At 69.4% G+C, this 16,998-nt stretch carries 17 protein-coding genes; 8 read left to right on the top strand and 9 right to left on the bottom strand.

All coding sequences use genetic code 11. From position 1 onward, the window contains the following. Nucleotides 1–114 precede the first annotated feature (114 nt). The 5 genes from ACFWUU_RS25305 to ACFWUU_RS25285 form a co-directional block, all read right to left on the bottom strand. Entirely contained in the window at nucleotides 115–1,338 is a 1,224-nt protein-coding gene (locus tag ACFWUU_RS25305) for a serine hydrolase domain-containing protein (protein WP_380178776.1), read from the bottom strand. Nucleotides 1,339–1,370: 32 nt separating this feature from the next. Next, nucleotides 1,371–2,039, bottom strand: a complete 669-nt coding sequence (locus ACFWUU_RS25300) for a DUF4097 family beta strand repeat-containing protein (RefSeq protein WP_137258073.1) — start codon at nucleotides 2,037–2,039, stop codon at nucleotides 1,371–1,373. A 102-nt stretch (nucleotides 2,040–2,141) separates the two neighbouring features. Beyond that, a complete protein-coding gene (locus ACFWUU_RS25295) occupies nucleotides 2,142–2,597 on the bottom strand; it encodes a hypothetical protein (RefSeq protein ID WP_380178774.1) in 456 nt (151 codons plus the stop codon). Nucleotides 2,598–2,722: 125 nt separating this feature from the next. Further along, complete coding sequence (locus ACFWUU_RS25290; RefSeq protein ID WP_380178772.1) at nucleotides 2,723–4,999, bottom strand: ATP-binding protein; 2,277 nt, start codon at nucleotides 4,997–4,999, stop codon at nucleotides 2,723–2,725. A 28-nt stretch (nucleotides 5,000–5,027) separates the two neighbouring features. Beyond that, entirely contained in the window at nucleotides 5,028–5,870 is an 843-nt protein-coding gene (locus tag ACFWUU_RS25285; protein ID WP_380178770.1) for an aminoglycoside phosphotransferase family protein, read from the bottom strand. A 70-nt stretch (nucleotides 5,871–5,940) separates the two neighbouring features. On the opposite strand from ACFWUU_RS25285, the gene ACFWUU_RS25280 reads away from it, so the two are divergent. Genes ACFWUU_RS25280 through rsgA form a run of 4 tightly spaced genes read left to right on the top strand, consistent with a single transcriptional unit; the run spans nucleotide 5,941 to nucleotide 9,639 of the window. Then, on the top strand, nucleotides 5,941–6,672 hold the full coding sequence (locus ACFWUU_RS25280) for a DsbA family protein (protein ID WP_380178768.1): 732 nt from the start codon (nucleotides 5,941–5,943) through the stop codon (nucleotides 6,670–6,672). A gap of 58 nt (nucleotides 6,673–6,730) precedes the next feature. Further along, nucleotides 6,731–7,309: a DoxX family protein gene (locus ACFWUU_RS25275; RefSeq protein WP_380178766.1), complete on the top strand. Its 579-nt coding sequence runs from the start codon at nucleotides 6,731–6,733 to the stop codon at nucleotides 7,307–7,309. A gap of 45 nt (nucleotides 7,310–7,354) precedes the next feature. Next, nucleotides 7,355–8,626, top strand: coding sequence for a 3-phosphoshikimate 1-carboxyvinyltransferase (aroA, locus tag ACFWUU_RS25270; RefSeq protein WP_380178764.1), 1,272 nt, complete (start codon nucleotides 7,355–7,357; stop codon nucleotides 8,624–8,626). Next, nucleotides 8,626–9,639, top strand: a complete 1,014-nt coding sequence (rsgA, locus tag ACFWUU_RS25265) for a ribosome small subunit-dependent GTPase A (protein ID WP_380178762.1) — start codon at nucleotides 8,626–8,628, stop codon at nucleotides 9,637–9,639. Before aroA ends, rsgA begins: the two co-directional genes overlap by 1 nt. Here the strand turns inward: rsgA and ACFWUU_RS25260 are convergent. Further along, nucleotides 9,632–10,108 (bottom strand): DUF2231 domain-containing protein, encoded by a 477-nt coding sequence (locus tag ACFWUU_RS25260; protein ID WP_137258081.1) that lies wholly within the window; start codon nucleotides 10,106–10,108, stop codon nucleotides 9,632–9,634. The genes rsgA and ACFWUU_RS25260 overlap by 8 nt on opposite strands. Nucleotides 10,109–10,256: 148 nt before the next feature. Here ACFWUU_RS25260 and hisN point away from each other — a divergent pair, with 148 nt between their 5' ends. Continuing rightward, nucleotides 10,257–11,036 carry a histidinol-phosphatase gene (gene hisN, locus ACFWUU_RS25255; RefSeq protein ID WP_380178760.1) on the top strand — a complete coding sequence of 260 codons (780 nt, stop codon included), beginning with the start codon at nucleotides 10,257–10,259 and terminating at the stop codon, nucleotides 11,034–11,036. Here hisN and ACFWUU_RS25250 read toward each other — a convergent pair. Both ACFWUU_RS25250 and ACFWUU_RS25245 read right to left on the bottom strand, forming a co-directional pair. Further along, complete coding sequence (locus ACFWUU_RS25250; protein WP_380178758.1) at nucleotides 11,020–12,183, bottom strand: RNA polymerase sigma factor; 1,164 nt, start codon at nucleotides 12,181–12,183, stop codon at nucleotides 11,020–11,022. The two genes, hisN and ACFWUU_RS25250, sit on opposite strands and share 17 nt — an antisense overlap. Continuing rightward, a complete protein-coding gene (locus ACFWUU_RS25245) occupies nucleotides 12,176–12,523 on the bottom strand; it encodes a YciI family protein (protein WP_137258083.1) in 348 nt (115 codons plus the stop codon). The genes ACFWUU_RS25250 and ACFWUU_RS25245 overlap by 8 nt, the downstream gene beginning before the upstream one ends. A 115-nt stretch (nucleotides 12,524–12,638) precedes the next feature. Here ACFWUU_RS25245 and ACFWUU_RS25240 point away from each other — a divergent pair, with 115 nt between their 5' ends. After that, a complete protein-coding gene (locus tag ACFWUU_RS25240; protein ID WP_380178756.1) occupies nucleotides 12,639–13,937 on the top strand; it encodes a M16 family metallopeptidase in 1,299 nt (432 codons plus the stop codon). Beyond that, nucleotides 13,934–15,283, top strand: coding sequence for a M16 family metallopeptidase (locus ACFWUU_RS25235; protein WP_380178754.1), 1,350 nt, complete (start codon nucleotides 13,934–13,936; stop codon nucleotides 15,281–15,283). Before ACFWUU_RS25240 ends, ACFWUU_RS25235 begins: the two co-directional genes overlap by 4 nt. A gap of 57 nt (nucleotides 15,284–15,340) precedes the next feature. On the opposite strand, the gene ACFWUU_RS25230 is transcribed toward ACFWUU_RS25235, so the two are convergent. Continuing rightward, nucleotides 15,341–15,766, bottom strand: a complete 426-nt coding sequence (locus tag ACFWUU_RS25230; RefSeq protein WP_137258086.1) for a CBS domain-containing protein — start codon at nucleotides 15,764–15,766, stop codon at nucleotides 15,341–15,343. A gap of 677 nt (nucleotides 15,767–16,443) precedes the next feature. On the opposite strand from ACFWUU_RS25230, the gene ACFWUU_RS25225 reads away from it, so the two are divergent. Then, nucleotides 16,444–16,941: a GyrI-like domain-containing protein gene (locus tag ACFWUU_RS25225; protein ID WP_380178752.1), complete on the top strand. Its 498-nt coding sequence runs from the start codon at nucleotides 16,444–16,446 to the stop codon at nucleotides 16,939–16,941. Nucleotides 16,942–16,998 lie beyond the last annotated feature (57 nt).

Raw genomic sequence — 16,998 nt, 5'->3', positions numbered from 1 at the left:
GCCCGTGTCCGCCCTGCCCCACGGCCCCTCGGCCCCCCGCTTCAGCGCGCCGGCCCCGCGATAAAACGGCGGGCGGCGGCCCCGCTTGATTTCCGGGGCCCGCCCGGCTGGTACTCAGATGGCCTGGTAGAGCGTGGTCCAGAAGTCACCCGCGAGCTGCACCGCGGACGGCACCGTCGTGCCGACCTGGGTGAGCAGGATGCCGACGATCTGGTTGGTCGGGTCGGCGTACGTCGACGTACCGGCGCCACCGTCCCAGCCGAACTGGCCGACCGGCGCGTAGTCGCCCCGGTAGGTGCGGACGGCCATCCCGTAGCCCCAGCCGCCCTGCTGTCCCTGGCCGAACGAGATGTGCACGTTGTCCCGGGCCAGCGTCTCGCGTGCGGCCAGCACCTCCGGTGTGAGGCTGTTGCTGGTCATCAGCTCCACAGCCGGCTTGGACAGGATCTGCTCGCCGTTGTGGACGCCGTGGTTCAGCAGCATCCGGAGGTACGCGTGGTAGTCGTCGGCGGTGGAGTTCAGTCCGCCGCCACCGCCCTGGAACGCCGGCGGAGCGCTGTGCCGGCCGCCCTCCGCCTCGTCCCACACCTGGAACTCGCCGGTCGCCGGGTCCGGCGCGTACAGCGGAGGCAGGCGGTCGATCTGGTCACCGGGCACCCAGAAGCCGGTGTCCTTCATCCCGAGCGGCTCGAAGATCCGCTCGCGCAGGAACTCGTCGTACGACTGACCGGTGACCCGGGAGACGAGTACGCCGACCAGGTCGCTGCTGATCTGGTACTGCCAGCGCTCGCCCGGCTGGTACATCAGCGGAAGCGTGCTGAGCCGGCGCATCCACTCGTCCTGCTCGGGCATCGGCACCGGCCCGTTCGGCGTGATGCCCTGCTCGAACAGGGCGCCCATGATCGGCGTACCGATCATCGTCATGTCCATGCCGAGCCCGAAGGTCGAGGTGAGCACGTCCCGGACCGTGATCGGCCGCTTCGCCGGCACGGTGTCGTCCACCGGGCTGTCGATCCGCTTCAGCACCTGGCGGTTCGCGAGCTCGGGCAGCCAGGGCTCGACCGGGTCGTCGAGCCGCAGCCGGCACTCGTCGAGCAGCACCATCGCGGCCGAGATCGCGACCGGCTTCGACGACGACGCCATCCGGAAGATGGTGTCACGCTGCATCGGCGCGCCACCGTCGTGGCGCATGGTCCCGAGCGTCTCGACGTGCGGCTCACCGTCGCCCCGGCTGACCAGGGCGACGATGCCGGGGATCTTCCCGGAGTCGACGTGCCGGGCGAGTACGTCGTGCAGCCGGCGCAGACCCGTTTCGGTGAAGCCGTTGGTGGTGGACATCGTGGGGTGCTCCTTCGATTGGTAGTTGGAGATCAGAGGCTGCGGGCGACGATGTCGCCGACAGTGGTGGTCGCGCGGATGGTGAGCTGGGCGCCGGCGCCCTCGGCGTTCTTGAGCGCGTTGTCGATCCGGCCGGTGGTGGTGCCGGCGTTCAGCGAGGCCGAGACACCGGCGGCGGCGCCGACCTCGATCTCGCCGACGTCGGTGCGCAGTTCGAGCGCGCCGGCGGCGGCCTCGGCGATCCGGATATCGCCCTTGCTGGTGCGGATCTCTGCCGGGCCGTTGAGGCGGCCGACCGAGACGTCACCGGCGGTCAGGGTGAGCTTGGCGCTCGCGACGTCCTCGAGGTCGATCGAGCCGTGCGCGCTGTTGATCGCCACGTCGCCGAGACGTCCGGTGGAGCGCAGTTCGGAGCTGGCGACCTTCACGTCGACCTTGGAGCCGGCGGGCAGTTCGACCTTGACCGCGACGTAGCCGGACGGGCCGAAGTACTGCTTCTTCGCGGTGATCTCGACCCGCAGTACGCCGTCGGCGTACGCGACCTTGGCCTCTTCGGCCGCCTTCACGTCGCGGCTCTTGGAGGAGTCGGCGGGCAGGACCTCGACGGTGGTGTCGGCCCGGTCGGCGGCGACGAGCTCGATGCGGCCGGCGGGGATGTCGAGGATTGCGGAGATCGGCTCGGGGGTGTTGAAAGTAGACATTGTCGTACCTTTCGGATTCGTTGAGTTTGTTCGACTGGGACCAGCTTCGAAGACCGCCCTGACACCGGGCCGCCGTAGCCCTGACACGGGCCCTGACACGTGTCAGCAGCCCAGGCGGTCGGCGATGACAGCCAGCACCCGCTGCAGGTCACGTGCCATCCGGGTCTGCATTCCGAGCTCGGCGACGCCAGGCGCGAAGCCGGGATGCTCAGGCAGGACCCGCTGCACACGGTGGACGACTCGTGTGCCGGTCGAGCAGGCAGTGACGGCGTGGACACCGCCGTACCAGCTCTGTACTGCGAGCCTGGAGTCCTCTACCTGGATCTCCACCGGCTCGACGTGCCCTGCCAGCTCGGCCCGGAAGGTATGCCCGGCACCTACGACGGTCATCGCTCCCTGGCGTGCTGCCGAAGCCCTGGCCAGGACCAGCAGGTTGTCGTCGCCGACCCGTCCCGCAGTGACGGCGAGCAGCAGCTCGGCGACCGCTGCGACGGGCGCGGCGACCGTGCCCTGCACCTCCCACAGCGTGGGCAGTGCGTCCAGTTCGTTGAGCAGCATGGTGGAGAGACTGGCCGAGGCGCTCGGCCCGGACCACCCACAGCTGTCCCGCCGGGACGCGGAATCGACGGCTGACCTGCGCTTTTGCAGGATCGAACGGCTGTCCCGGGACGGGACGGGACAGCTCAGGACGCACGGGACAGGCCGGAGCGGGCCTCAGGCGCCAGGTAGTCGAGCCCATGAGCGGTCGCGATCTCCAGTGCCTCCTGGAAGTGCCGGGCAGCGGTGTCCCGGTTGCCGGTGGCCAGGCATGCCTCCGCGTACGGGAGGTGAACGCGCACCAGCCGGTCCGGCTCGGCTGCCAGTTCGAGGATCGCGATCGCCTCGGCCTGCCTGGCCGCGGCCTCCTCCGGGCGTCCGAGGTGGAGCAGCGCCACGGCTACGTCGGCGAGGCTGATCGCCTCGAAGAACGCATGGTGGGTCTCCCGATTGATGTCGACGGCCTGTTCGGCGAGGTCGAGCGCGGTCTGCGCGTCGCCAAGGTCGAGTGCGGCCTGGCTGAGCACGTCCAGGCACATGCGGGCGGTCTGCCGGTCGGTCTCCCGAGTCGTCTCGAGTACGTCGGCGGCAATCTCACGGGCCGCGGCATAGTCGCCGTGGCTCCGCAGAGCATGACTGAGGCTGGCCCGCAGTCGCGCGCGTACGGCGACCTCGTGCGGCGGCACCACGGCGACCGCACGCTCCAGGAGCTGCACGGCGCCTTCGGCGTCAGCGAGCTCCCCCTGGACCTCCCCCTGCTGGAACAGGCACATGGCTTCGCCGACGGCGTCGCCTTCCGCAGCCATCAGCACGCGGCCGTCCTCGAGCTCGGACATCGCCTCGTCGAGCCGGCCCATGCGCAGCAGCAGACTGCCCAGCAGGTACTTGTGGGAGGCCAGCACGCGGCGGTCGCCGAGCCGTTCTGCGACGGGCAGGGTGACCTCTAGACCTTTGCGCAGCAGCTCAGAACCGCCGCGTCGCGCATGAGCCATCGTGGCGAGCTGTGCAAGTCCGACCGCCGCTGTGTCGACACCCAGCTGCACCGTGAGTGCGAACATCGCCATGAGGTTGTCCCACTCGGTGTCCAGCCACTTGATGGCCGCGTCGTGGTCGCACAGGTCTGGAAGCGATGGCGGCGGTTGTGACACGGTCGTCGGGAGCGGGATCAAGATCCGGATCTGCTCCCTCACAGCGAGCATGCAGCTCAGGTAGTAATCGGCCAGCCGGGTGATCGCCGGAGCCGGATCGGCAGTCGGGTCGTCTGCGCGAGCGGCCTGTCGCAGCAGGTCGTGCATCCGGTAGCGGCCGGCCGACGGCTCCTGGACCAGATGGACGTCGACGAGGTCTTCCAGCAGCGAGCGCGCGTTCGCCAGGGGGATGCCGGCCAGTGCGGCCGCGGCGTACGCGTCGATGTCTTCGCCGGGGACCAGGCCGAGCAGGCGGAACATGCGGCGCTGGGCTGGGTCCAGCTGTCGCAGTGACATCTCGAAGACGTCCGACACCGCCAGTTCGCCCTCGCGTAGCCGCTCCACCAGAGTGTCGAGCGTCCACGCGGGCCGGTGCCGGAGTCGCGCCGCAGCGACGCGGATGGCCAGCGGCAGGTTGCCGCAACGACGCAGTACTTCGTTGACGTCGCCAGGCCGTGCTCCGCCCGCGGACTCGACGAACAGCCGTGCGGCATCCTCACTGGGCAGGACATCCAACGAGATCGGCTGTACGCCGTCCAGCTCCACCATGCGGCGTCGGCTCGTGATGACGACGAAGATCTGACCGGCACCGGGCAGCAGGTCCCGTACGTGGTCGGCGTCTGCGGCGTTGTCCAGCAGTACGATCGCGCGCCGCGTCGCCAGCTCCGACCGCCACAGCGCGGCCCGCTCCGCGAGTCCTTCGGGAATCCGGCCCAGCGGCAACCCCAACGCGGACAGCAGCACCCGCAGCGCCTCGGCCGGCTCCACCCGCTCTCGTCCCGGAGTGAACCCGTGCAGGTCCAGGTAGAACTGCCCGTCAGGGAACTCCGCCGTCAGCAGGTGCGCAGCGTGGACGGCGAGGGCGGACTTCCCCACTCCGCCCATTCCGTCGATCGCCACGACCTGCGTGGTCCGGGCAGCACCGAGAAGTGCGTCCAGCTCGGCCCGGCGTCCCGTGAAGGCAGTGACGTCGTGCGGAAGGTCATTGCGTACAGGAGCAGCCGGAGCCGTCTGTGGTCCCTCCTTGGCGCGCTCCCAGATCTCTCGCAGTGGTCGCGGATCCCGACCCGCTGCTTTACAGAGCGCAACGACCGTCGGCCAGGGCGGTACAGCCTGACCGGAGAAGTACCGCGAGAGCGAGGAACTGCTGGCGTCGATGTCGCGTGCGAGCTCGCGCAGGCTCCGTCCGGTCAGGTCGCGCAGCTGTGACAGCTGCCCCGCCAACTCATCGCGCACCCTCAACCTTTCGCCGGAATTCCCCGTATTACAGCAGGCGTTCGAGTGCAGCCTGGCCGGCCGGTCCCCAGTGGGTCTTGCCGCCCGGGATGCCCTTCTCGCCGTTGATACCCATGGCGATCAGGAACAGCGCCCGCGTCACAGCCCACCCGCGGGCTCGCCGTACCGTTGCCTCGTCCGCCTGGTAGCGCTCGAAGAACCGGTCGGCAGCGCCGTCCGGGAGCAGGACCCAGGCGGACGCGAGATCGGTGGCCGGATCCCCTGAGCCCAGCTCCTCGAAGTCCACCACGCCAGTAAGTGTGCCATCGGCAACTATCACGTTGGCAGGGTGCAGGTCACCGTGCACCCACAGCGGCGGCCCGCTCCACGCCGGGGCGGCGGCCGCGTCCTCCCAGACCGCACGGAGCGCGTCGCGGCGGCCGACGTACTCCTGGACCTCTGGGAAGCCGAGGCCCGGCGGCAGGGCTGTCCGGTCGCTGACCGGTGCGTCCGCAGGCGCCTCGGTGTGCAGTGCCTGCAGGAAGTCGGCCAGTACGTCGGCCGCGGCGGGGTCCGTGATCGGAGCATGCTCCGCAGGTACGCCGTGGACCCAGCTCGTGATCAGCCACGGGTTGGGGAAGCGCTCCGATGGCTCACAGAGGCGGACCGGGGCCGGGACCGGTAGCGGAAGCCGGGCGGAGAGGTCAGGCATCCAGTGGTGCTCCTTGCGGAGCTGTTGGGGCGATCCGTGGGCACGAGGCATCCGGACGGCCAGGTCCTCGCCGAGGCGCCACATCTGGTTGCCCCAGCCGCCGATGACCTCCTTCAGCTCCAGTTCGGCCAGGTCCGGGTGCTGTTCTTTCAGCAGGGTCCGCACGAGTTCGTCGTCCATGGACCGTCAGACGCGTCACAACAGCGAGTGGTTGGGAATAGGTCCGCAGAGTGGTCAGTTGCCCACTGTCATGCGCATTGATGTGTGGTCCGACGTCGTCTGCCCGTGGTGCTACATCGGGAAGCGTCGGCTCGAAGAGGCTCTGACCGCCAGCGGTGACACCGCCACGATCGTCTGGCACAGCTTCCAGCTCGACCCCTCCTCCACGAACGACGACCCTCGGGACCTGGCGACCCGGCTGGGCGAGAAGTACGGCCGCGGCCGCGACTGGGCCTTGCAGGCCAACGCCCACGTCACCGGGATCGCCGCAGAGGTCGGTCTGGAGTACCACCTCGACCAGGCGAAGCCGGCCAACACCGTCGACGCGCACCGGCTGCTCCACCTCGCCCGCGACCTCGAGGACGCCGGTGAGGTGCCGGCAGGTACGCAGGGCGCGCTCAAGGAGCGGCTGCTCAAGGCGTACTTCACCGACGGCCTCCCGGTCGGTGACCACACCACGCTGACTGAGCTGGGCACCGAGGTCGGTCTGCCCGCCGATCGCGTGAGTGAGGTGCTCGCGTCATCGACGTACACCGACGAGGTCGCGGCGGACCAGGCACAAGCTCTGGCGTACGGCGCCAACGGCGTACCGTTCTTCGTCATCGACGAGAAGTACGGCGTGAGCGGCGCGCAGCCGGTGGAGGTCTTCCAGGAGGCACTGCGCCGGGCGAACGCGGACCGCAAGCCGGTGACGCTCATCACCGCCCCCGGTGCGACGACCGACGGTGACGCCGCGTGCGGCCCGGACGGCTGCCCGATCTGAGCATCCGCATCAGCGGTGGGTACCGGAAGTCGTACAAACCGTGGTGTATGAAGGAGGCATGACTGTCGTGCGCGCATTGGCCAGGCCGTTGCTGTCCGTCATTTTCGTCGTGCAGGGCACGAACGCGATCCGCAACCCGGAGCCGCTGGTACCGAAGGCGCAGCCGGTCACCGACCGGATGGTGCCGATGGTGAAGCGGGTCGCGCCGCCGCAGGTGAGCGACCGGCTCCCTGACACGACCGCCAACCTGGTCCGGCTGAACGGCGCGGTCCACGTGCTCGGCGGTCTCGCGCTGGCGACCGGTAAGGGCCGTCGGCTCGGGGCGACGCTGCTGGCGGCTTCGCTGGTGCCGACGACGCTCGCCGGCCACCCGTTCTGGCTGGAGAAGGACAAGGCGGTCCGCAACCAGCAGCGCATCAACTTCATGAAGAACCTCGGCCTGATGGGCGGACTGCTGCTCGCAGCAGTCGACACCGAGGGCAAGCCGGGTGTCGCCTGGCGCGCCTCGCACGGTGCCAAGGCGGCGAAGCGCGAGACCAAGCGCGGCGCCAAGGCAGCCAAGCGCGAGGCCAAGCAACTGGCCCGCGAGGCCAAGCAGGCCGCGAAGCTGGCAAAGGCGGAGCTCCCGTTCGGCTGAATGCCCTAGGCTCAGGGCTGTAGACACCTGAGTCGAGGGAGTGGGATGAGCGAGCAGCAGGGCTGGCCGGCGCCGCGGGCAACTGGAGCCGTGAGCGGCACAGTGACGGTCCCGGGATCGAAGTCGATCAGCAACCGTGCCCTCATCCTCGCCGCGCTCGCCGACGGCCCGTCCCACCTGACCGGGCTGCTGGCCGCTCGCGACACCGCTCTGATGCGGTCCGCCCTCGTCTCTCTCGGCGTGGGTATCAGCGACGGCAGTACGTCGGTCACTGTCACGCCTGGCTCGCTCAAGGGCCCGGCCAGCGTCGATTGTGGTCTGGCCGGCACCGTGATGCGGTTCGTCCCGCCCGTCGCCGCGCTGGCTGACGGCGTGGTGGCGTTCGACGGCGATGAGTACGCGCGGGAGCGGCCGATGGGCGTGATCCTGGGCGCGCTGCGGACCCTCGGCGTACAGATCGACGACGGTGGGACCGGGCGGATGCCGTACACGGTCTCGGGCACGGGTTCGGTGCGTGGCGGGAAGGTGACGCTGGACGCGTCCGGGTCGAGCCAGTTCGTGTCCGCGCTGCTGCTGGCCGGCGCGCGGTACGACGAGGGCGTCGACATCCGGCACGACGGGAAGCCGGTGCCGTCCCAGCCGCACCTGGACATGTCGGTCGGGATGCTGCGCGAGCGCGGTGTCCAGGTCGACGACGCCGAGCCGAACCGCTGGGTCGTTGCCCCGGGCCCCATTCACGCGCTGGACACCGCGATCGAGCCGGACCTGTCGAACGCGGCGCCGTTCCTGGCCGCGGCCGTGATCACCGGCGGGTCGGTGACCGTCACCGGCTGGCCGTCGCAGACCACACAGCCGGGCGGCCAACTGCCCGACATCTTCACCCGCTTCGGCGCCTCGGCGACCCTCACCGACAGTGGCCTGACTGTGCGCGGCACCGGTCGGGTGCAGGGCGTGGACATCGACCTGAGCGAGGTCGGCGAGCTGTCGCCGGTCATCGCGGCAGTGGCGGCGTTCGCCGACGGGCCGTCGTACCTGCGTGGGATCGCGCACCTGCGCAACCACGAGACCGATCGGCTGGCGGCGCTCGAGACCGAGTTCAACGCGCTCGGCGGGGATGTCACGCAGCTCGAGGACGGGCTGGAGATCCGGCCGAAGACCTTGCACGGCGGTCTCTTCCACACGTACGACGATCACCGGATGGCGCACGCCGCCGCCGTACTCGGCCTGCTCGTCGACGGCCTGCAGATCGAGAACATCGGAACCACGGCGAAGACCCTGCCCGAGTTCCCGGACATGTGGTCGGGGCTCACCAGCTGATGTCGCGGTACGACGAGGAGGCCAAGTACGACCGGCCCAAGCGCCGGACCCGGCCGCGGACCAAGGACCGCCCCTCGTACGACGACGCCGTGATCGGGTTCGTGTTCACCCGCGACCGCGGGCGGTACGCCTGCTGGGTCGAGGATTCGGACGGCGGTCGCGAGGTGACCGCGATGAAGGCCCGCCAGCTCGGCCGCACCGGCGTGATCGTCGGCGACCGGGTCAAGCTCGACGGCAACGCGACCGGCGACGAGGGCTCGCTGGCCCGGATCGTCGAGGTCCTCCCCCGTACGACGCTGCTGCGCCGCTCCGCCGATGACGATGACCCGGTCGAGCGGCCCCTGGTCGCGAACGCGGACCAGCTCGTCATCGTGGTCGCCGTAGCCAACCCAGAGCCCCGGACCGGTCTCATCGACCGCTTCCTGGTCGCGGCGTACGACGCCGGCATGCGACCGCTGCTGTGCCTGACCAAGACCGACCTGGCCGACCCCGATCCGCTGCTGTCGATCTACCGCCCGCTCGGCGTCGAGTCGGTGGCGACGCACCAGAACGGCGACCTCAGCAGTCTCCGTGAGCAGCTGGACGACCGGACGAGCGTTCTCGTCGGCCACTCCGGCGTCGGCAAGTCCACGCTGGTCAACGGCCTCATCCCCGGCGCCGACCGGGCGATCGGCGCCGTCAACGAGGTGACCGGCCGCGGACGCCATACCTCGACGAACACGCTCGTACTGCGCCTGCCCGAGGGCGGCTGGATCATCGACACCCCGGGCATCCGCTCGTTCGGCCTGGCCCACGTCCAGCCGGATCAGCTGATCAACGCCTTCCCGGACCTGGCCGAGATCGCCGAGAACTGCCCGCGCGGCTGTACCCATACCGTCGACGCCCCCGACTGCGCGCTGGACGAGGCCGTGGCCGAGGGCCGGGCCGACGCGGCCCGGGTGGACTCGTTCCGCCGCCTGCTGGCCAGCCGCGAAGGCCGCGAGCTCCGGGACGCGACGGAAGAGGCTACTTAGCCGGCAGCTGGCCTTCCCAGACCGCCCGCGCACCGGCGTCACCGGTACGGACCGTCTGCCAGATGACGAGCACTGCGATCACGACCACCGCCGCCTGGGTCACGAGCTCCAGCGGACGGATCTTCGTGGCGCTGTCACCCCTCACGCCGGCCAGCAGCAGGAAGGCCGCGACGGAGACGACCGCGAAGATCAGGCAGTACCAGAACAGCAAGTCACCGCGCTTCGAGTGCAGCTCGACCGCCTTCGACAGCGTCGGCACCGCGTTCACGAACGCCTCGCCGCTCTCCTTCGCCACGAACGCGCACACGAGCGCCCCGACGCCGAGGACCAGAGCCGGCCAGCGCAGGATACGGCGCCATTTCGGCACCACTGCGAAGGCGATCAGGGTCAGCGCCGCCACCGGCAGCAGCACAACCGTCAGGTGGATCACGAGCACGTGCAGCGGCAGGTCCCCGAAGCGCTCGAACATGGACAGCCTCCATGGCAGTCGTAACAGCGTGGTCAGACACTAATGGCACGTTCAACGACTCGATTTGGTTCAATCGGCGTCGCAACCGATCCGCAACACTTCGCGGACGGCTGAACCGCCCGGGCGGCGCTCAGGCTAGCCTTCCGGCATGCCTTCGCACACGGATGACCTGCGGCTCGCCCACATCCTGGCCGACGACGCGGACTCGACCACGATGGACCGCTACAAGGCGCTCGACCTGCACGTGGCCACCAAGCCCGACCTCACCCCGGTGAGCGAATCGGACAAGAAGGTCGAAGATGTGATGCGCAAGACGCTCTCCCGGGCCCGCCCGCGGGACGCGTTCGTGGGCGAAGAGGACGGCACCTCCGGCTGGGGCGTACGCCGCTGGGTGGTCGACCCGATCGACGGCACCAAGAACTACATCCGCGGCGTCCCGGTCTGGGCGACGCTGATCAGCCTGATGATCGAGGACCAGGTCGTCGTCGGCGTCGTCTCCGCGCCGGCACTCGGCAAGCGCTGGTGGGCGTCGTACGGCGACGGCGCGTGGACCGGCCGCGCGCTGCACTCGTCGCAGCCGTGCCGGGTCAGCGACGTGAGCAAGATCGAGGACGCCTCGCTGTCGTACGCGTCGCTCAAGGGCTGGGAGAAGATCGGCAAGAAGAACCAGTGGTCCGAGTTGATGGACACGGTCTGGCGGACCCGCGCGTACGGCGACTTCTGGTCGTACATGCTGGTCGCGGAAGGCGCGGTCGACATCGCCGCGGAGCCGGAGCTCAACCTCTACGACATGGCCGCGCTGGCGATCATCGTCGACGAGGCCGGCGGCAAGTTCACCTCGGTCGACGGCGCCCCCGGCCCGAACGGCCCCAACGCGGTAGCCACCAACGGCCGCCTCCACGACGAAGTACTCAAACGCCTCGAGTGATCCGCCGCTGGAGGAACTCCACCTCCACCGGATCGCTGGTGAACGCCAACGCCTCCTCGTACGCCTTGCTTGCCTCTTCGGTGCGCCCGAGCCGCCACAGCAACTCGCCTCTGGTGGACGACAGATACGGGTACGTCGAGAGCGCCGGGTCATCAGGCAGGTGGCGCAATGCAACCTCAGGACCGTCCACGTAGCTGAGCGCCACCACCCGATTGAGCGCAACCACCGGCGACGGCCATCGCTCGAGCAGCAGGTCGTACAGCCCCAGGATCTCGGCCCAGTCCGTGTCCTCCCAGCGCTCTGCCTCCGCGTGCACAGCTGCAATCGCCGCCATCAACCCGAACCGCCCCGCCGCCCGCACCGCGTCAGGCACCAACTCCAACCCCTCGGCGATCAGCTTCCGGTCCCACAGCGCCCGGTCCTGGTCCTCCATCAACACCAACCGCCCGGCGTCGTCCACCCGGGCGCCCTGCCGCGCCTCCGTCAGCACCAGCAACGCCAGCAGCCCCGCCGCCTCCGCGCTGTCCGGTAGCAGCAGACGAATCATCCGCGCGAGATCGATGCCCCGTGGGCTGTGCCCGGCTGTGTAGACGAGATGCACCACGTCGAGGACCGCGTCGATCCGCGCCGGGAAGTCCGCCGTACGCGGGATTCGGTACGCGATGCCGGAGCGGTAGATCTTCTGTTTGGCCCGGGTGATGCGGGCCTGCATCGTCGCTTCCTTGACCAGGAACGCCTTCGCGATCTCCGCCGACGACAACCCGCACACCAGCCGCAGCGTGAGCGCGATCTGCGCCTCCTGGGCGAGCGCCGGGTGGCAGCACGTGAACACCAACCGCAACCGGTCGTCCGGGAAGAGCTCATCGGTCACGTCGTCCTCGAGCACGAGCAGCGGCAGCTTGCGCCGGGCGACATCCGCCCGCCGCCGATGCTCCAGCGCCCGCCGGGTCGCGACCGTCGTCAGCCACGCGCCCGGCTTCTTCGGTACGCCGTCGGCCCGCCAGTGCACGAGCGCCTTCGCGTACGCGTCCTGCACGCAGTCCTCGGCCAGATCGAGATCCGCGGCGACCCGTGCGGTCGCGGCAAGCACGGAGGCCCACTCGGTCGAGTGAGCCTCCGCCACCGCCTCGACGATGGGGTCAGCCACCGTTGACCAGCGGGCGGACCTCGACACCACCCATCGGCGACGGCACCTGCTTGGCGATCGCGAGCGCCTCGTCCAGGTCGGCCGCCTCGATGATGTAGTAGCCGCCCATCACTTCCTTGGTCTCCGCGAAGACGCCGTCGGTGACGACGTACCCGCCGTTGCCGTCGGAACGGATCGACGTCGCGGTCTCACTCCCGTCGAGCTGCCCGCCGCCGCGCACCGCGGATCCGTTGGCCTCGACGAAGGCCTGATGGTTCTTGTGGTTCTGCTCCATCACCGACCCGTCGTCCGCGGCCCACTTCGCCTCGTCGTCGTAGATCATCACCAGGTACTTGCCCACTCGGGGTCACCTCTCTCGTCCACTCCCGGTTCCAGCATCTACCACTCCGATGCGCGACCCGGGACGAAATCGACAGCACCTGCCGAGAATTTCGTGACCACGTAAGGTGGCCGGTATGCCCTTGACGTACCCCATCGCCGAGCAGACGCTCGACAACGGCCTGCGGGTCGTCGTCAGCTCGGACCGCGCCGTCCCGATCGTCGCCGTCAACCTCTGGTACGACGTCGGATCGCGCCATGAACCGCCGGGTCTGACCGGGTTCGCGCACCTCTTCGAGCACCTGATGTTCCAGGGGTCGCGCAATGTCGCCTCCGGTCAGCACTTCAGCCTGCTGGAGACCGCCGGCGCCAGCCTGAACGCGAGCACGTTCTTCGATCGCACCAACTACTTCGAGTCGCTGCCCAGCGGCGGTCTCGACCTCGCGCTCTGGCTCGAGGCGGACCGGATGGGCTACCTGCTCGACGCGGTCAACCAGGAGAACCTCGACAACCAGCGCGACGTGGTCAAGGAGGAGAAGCGGCAGTCGTACGACAACCGCCCGTACGGCGATTCGTACGAGCGGCTCGTCCGGCTCGCGTTCCCCGAGGGCCACCCGTACGCGCATATGACGATCGGGTCGATGGCCGACCTCGACGCCGCGTCGCTGGAGGACGTGCACGCGTTCTTCCGCAAGTACTACGGACCGAACAACGCCGTACTGACGATCGTCGGCGACGTGTCCGAGGACGACGCTTTCGACGCCGCCAAGCGGTACTTCGGCCACCTGCCCGCGATCCCCGCGCCGCCGCCCGCGCCGGACGGGACGATCGGGCCGATGACCGACGTACAGAAGGACGACGTGGAGTCCGACGTACCGTCCGACCTGATCACGATGATGTTCCGGCTGCCCGTGGACGGCACGCCGGAGCTCGACGCGGCCGGGCTCGCGCTCGACATCCTCGCGGCCGGGCAGAGCGGCCGGCTGAACCGGCGGCTGGTCCGTGACGAGCAGATCGCCCAGTCGGTGTCCGGTGGCGCGCTGCCGCTGATCGGCGGGGTCTCGTTCGGGACGTTGACCGGGATCGCGTCGGACGGCGTTGAGCTGCAGAAGGTCGAGGACGCGCTGCTGGAGGAAATCGAGAAGCTGGCCACCGAGGGTGTGACCGCTGAAGAGCTGGCCACCGTGCAGGCACAGGCCGAGCGGGACTGGCTCGAGCAGCTGGCGACGTGCGCGGGGCGCGCGGACGAGATCTCTCACCACGCCTTGTTGTTCGGAGACCCTGGGCGGATCAACACCCGGATCGACCAGGTGCAGGCCGTGACGGTCGAGCAGGTGCAGGCGGCCGCGGCGAAATGGATCCGTTCTTCAGGGCGGGTCCAGGTGACCTACCGCCGTCAGGAGTCCGCGGCAGAGACGGCAGGAGAGCAGGAATGAACCAGGTTCTGACCACCCCACCGGCCGTCGGCGCACCGCGTCCGTGGAAGTTCCCGGAGGCCGTGACGACGCGGACCAGCGTCGGTACGCCGGTGCACGTCTTCGACCGCCCCGGGCAGTACGTCGCCACCGTGCGCGTCACGATCGCGATGCCGCTGATCGCCGAGCCGCGTGAACTCGAAGGCGTCGCGACGATCATGTCGCGGACGCTCGACGAGGGCACCGAGCTGCATTCGGCCAACGAGTTCGCGGCCGCGCTGGAGCGGCACGGAGCGGCGTACGGCGTGGATGTCAGCTCGGACGCGCTGCATGTCGAGATCTCGGTGCCGGTGTCGCACCTGGCGCCGGCGGTCGCGCTGCTGGCGGAGGCGATCACGCGACCCGCGTTCAACCAGGCCGATGTCGGCCGGCACGTGACGATCCGGCTCGGCGAGATCAACCAGGAGCGGGCCAACGCCGGGTACCGGGCGCGCGAAGCGTTCGCGTCGCATCTGTTCGACACGGCGACGCGGCGGTCCCGGCCGACCGCGGGTACGCCGGACACGATCCGGCCGCTGACGAACGTCGAGGTCGCTGACTTCTACCGGCGGAACATCGGGCCGGAGCGCGCGGAGATCCTCTTCGCCGGCGACGCGACCGGTGTGGACGCGGCCGCGATCATCGACGAGGCCTTCGCGGGCTGGACGTCGGGCGCGGGCCCGGTGGGCGAAACGCCGGAGCCGTTGTACCTGCCGGGCAACCGGGTCGTGCTCGTCAACCGGCCGGGTTCGGTGCAGAGCCAGTTGCTGATCGGGTGCAAGGGTCCCGATCGCCGCGATCCGTTGTGGGGCTCGGCCGCGGTCGCGAACCACGTGGTCGGCGGGACGATCACCTCCCGCGTCGACACCGTGCTGCGCGAGGAGAAGGGGTACACGTACGGCACGCGGACCAGCTTCGCCGCGCCGCGCAAGGGCGGGACCTTCAGCCTCGGCGGCGCCGTACGCACCGAGGTGACCGGGGCTGCGATCGGTGACGCGCTGCGGATCCTGCGCGAGGCCCGCGACGGGCTTACCGAGCAGGAGGTCCAGGAGGCGAAGGACAGCCTGATCCGCACCGCTCCCCTGCGCTACGAGCAGGCCGATTCGGTCGCCCAGCAGGTCGGCAGCAACATCGCGAACGGCGTACCGATCGACTTCGCCGACACCTACCTCGCTCAGATCGCCGCCACGACGGCGGCCGAGGCGACCGACGCCTACCGCCGGTACGTCGGAACCGACGGCCTGCTGGTCGTCGTCGTGGGCGAGTCCAAGGACGTCCGCCCGCAACTCGAGGGCCTCGACCTCGGCGACCTGATCGACCTCAGCTGAACGCGGGCAGCGTTAGTTCCCTCAGCTCCGTTGGGCTGAGGGAACGAGGCTGCCGGGTCAGCTGCTGATGTAGTTGGAGAGCTGTTCCTTCTCGAACTCGAGTTCGCCGATGCGGGACTTGACCACGTCGCCGATGCTGACCAGCCCGGCGAGGTTGCCGTCGACAACGACCGGGACGTGCCGGATCCGGTGCTCGGTCATCAGCCGCATCAGATTGTCGATCAGGTCGTCCGGTGTCGCGGTGCGCACCTCGGACGTCATGATCGCGCTCACCCGTACGTCGCCCGCGTCCGGCGTACCGTTCCAGAGCCGCACGATGTCACGCTCCGACACGATGCCCGACACCGTCGACCCGTCCGCACTGACCACCACCGCGCCGATGTTCTTCTCGGCCAGCAGTGCGAGCAGCTCGGTGACAGTGGCTTCTGGGGAGATGGTGACGACCTGATTGCCCTTACCGCGCAGTACGTCGTTGATCTTCACGGAGCCTCCTGCAGATCGAGGACCAATACCCCAAGGTAACGGCAAACCCCCCACTACACCCCGTGACAACGAAGGACAACCCGTGACGGGGAAGTCCCGCGTACTACGGGAAGCCCCCGCGTGCTACGCAGCCGCTCCGTTCGTCGCTCCGCTCCTCACACCCGCTCCACACGCACCCACCCACCCCCGGCTCAGCGCCGTGCATCCTTTCCGGCTATCGCCGGACTCTGCTCGCTATCGCTCGCAGGTGACTACTAAGCCGACGCACCTCGATCGGACGGCCGCGCCCCGGGTACTGGGGTCCGCCCCGCGGGCTGCACCCGATCGGGCAGCCGCGACGGGAAGAGGAGCCGATCGGTGCTGCAGCTCGACCACGTAAGCTGCCCGAGCTGGGTCGCGGCGGACTGCGGGGCGAACACGCTTCGTCAAGCGGACTGCTGCGCTGGCTGCTTGCAATTCGCGCAGCGTGCTTCGCTTCACCGGCGGACGCGGTCGGGTGTGCTCGTCCTGGACCGGCTGGGCGGCCAGGTCCTGGGCGCAGGCTGACTGGATAGCTGCTCGGGTCGCCACCGTAGGAAAACCTCTACACCAACCACAGACCTGTAGAGGACTTCCTACGGAGCTCACCAGCAACCCAGGAGCCCCGGCTTATAGTCGAGCGATCGAAGGGAGGTGGCATGGAGCTACTCGAGCCGCCGCGCGTCGTCGAGCGTCCGGAGCAGCAGTGCCTCGGTATTCGGACCATCACGCCGTTCCGCGGCATGCTGTCCAAGCGTAACGAGCTCCTGGACGAGCTCTTCGGCTGGCTTCGGGAGACCGGCACCGACGACTCCGGCATGTTCTTCCTTCGCCTGCACGTGATCGACATGGCCGGGCCAATGGACCTAGAGGTCGGCATGATGACGCCGGGACCGCTGCCCGGCGACGACCGAGTCCGCCCGTCCACGCTCCCCGCAGGGCAGTACGCCACGCTCACCTACCGCAACCACTCGCTCCGCGCCAACCGTGCCCTGCTCGACTGGGTGGCCGCCGAAGGGCTCGTCCTCGACCGTCGCGAAGTCCCCGAGGGCGACCTCTTCGCGTGCCGGTACGAAGCGTTCCGCACCGACCCCCGGACCGAGCCGCGCAAGACCAAATGGATGGTCGAGCTCGACTTCCGCCTGGCCGACGCCTAGGCCGCTCTGCCCTCCGAAAACAACAGGCCCGTCGGCACCCGCAGCCCGTAGGATCGC

Source organism: Kribbella sp. NPDC058693 (assembly GCF_042715335.1).
GTDB classification, from domain to species: domain Bacteria; phylum Actinomycetota; class Actinomycetes; order Propionibacteriales; family Kribbellaceae; genus Kribbella; species Kribbella jiaozuonensis.
This window is presented reverse-complemented; position numbering and strand designations above follow the sequence as displayed.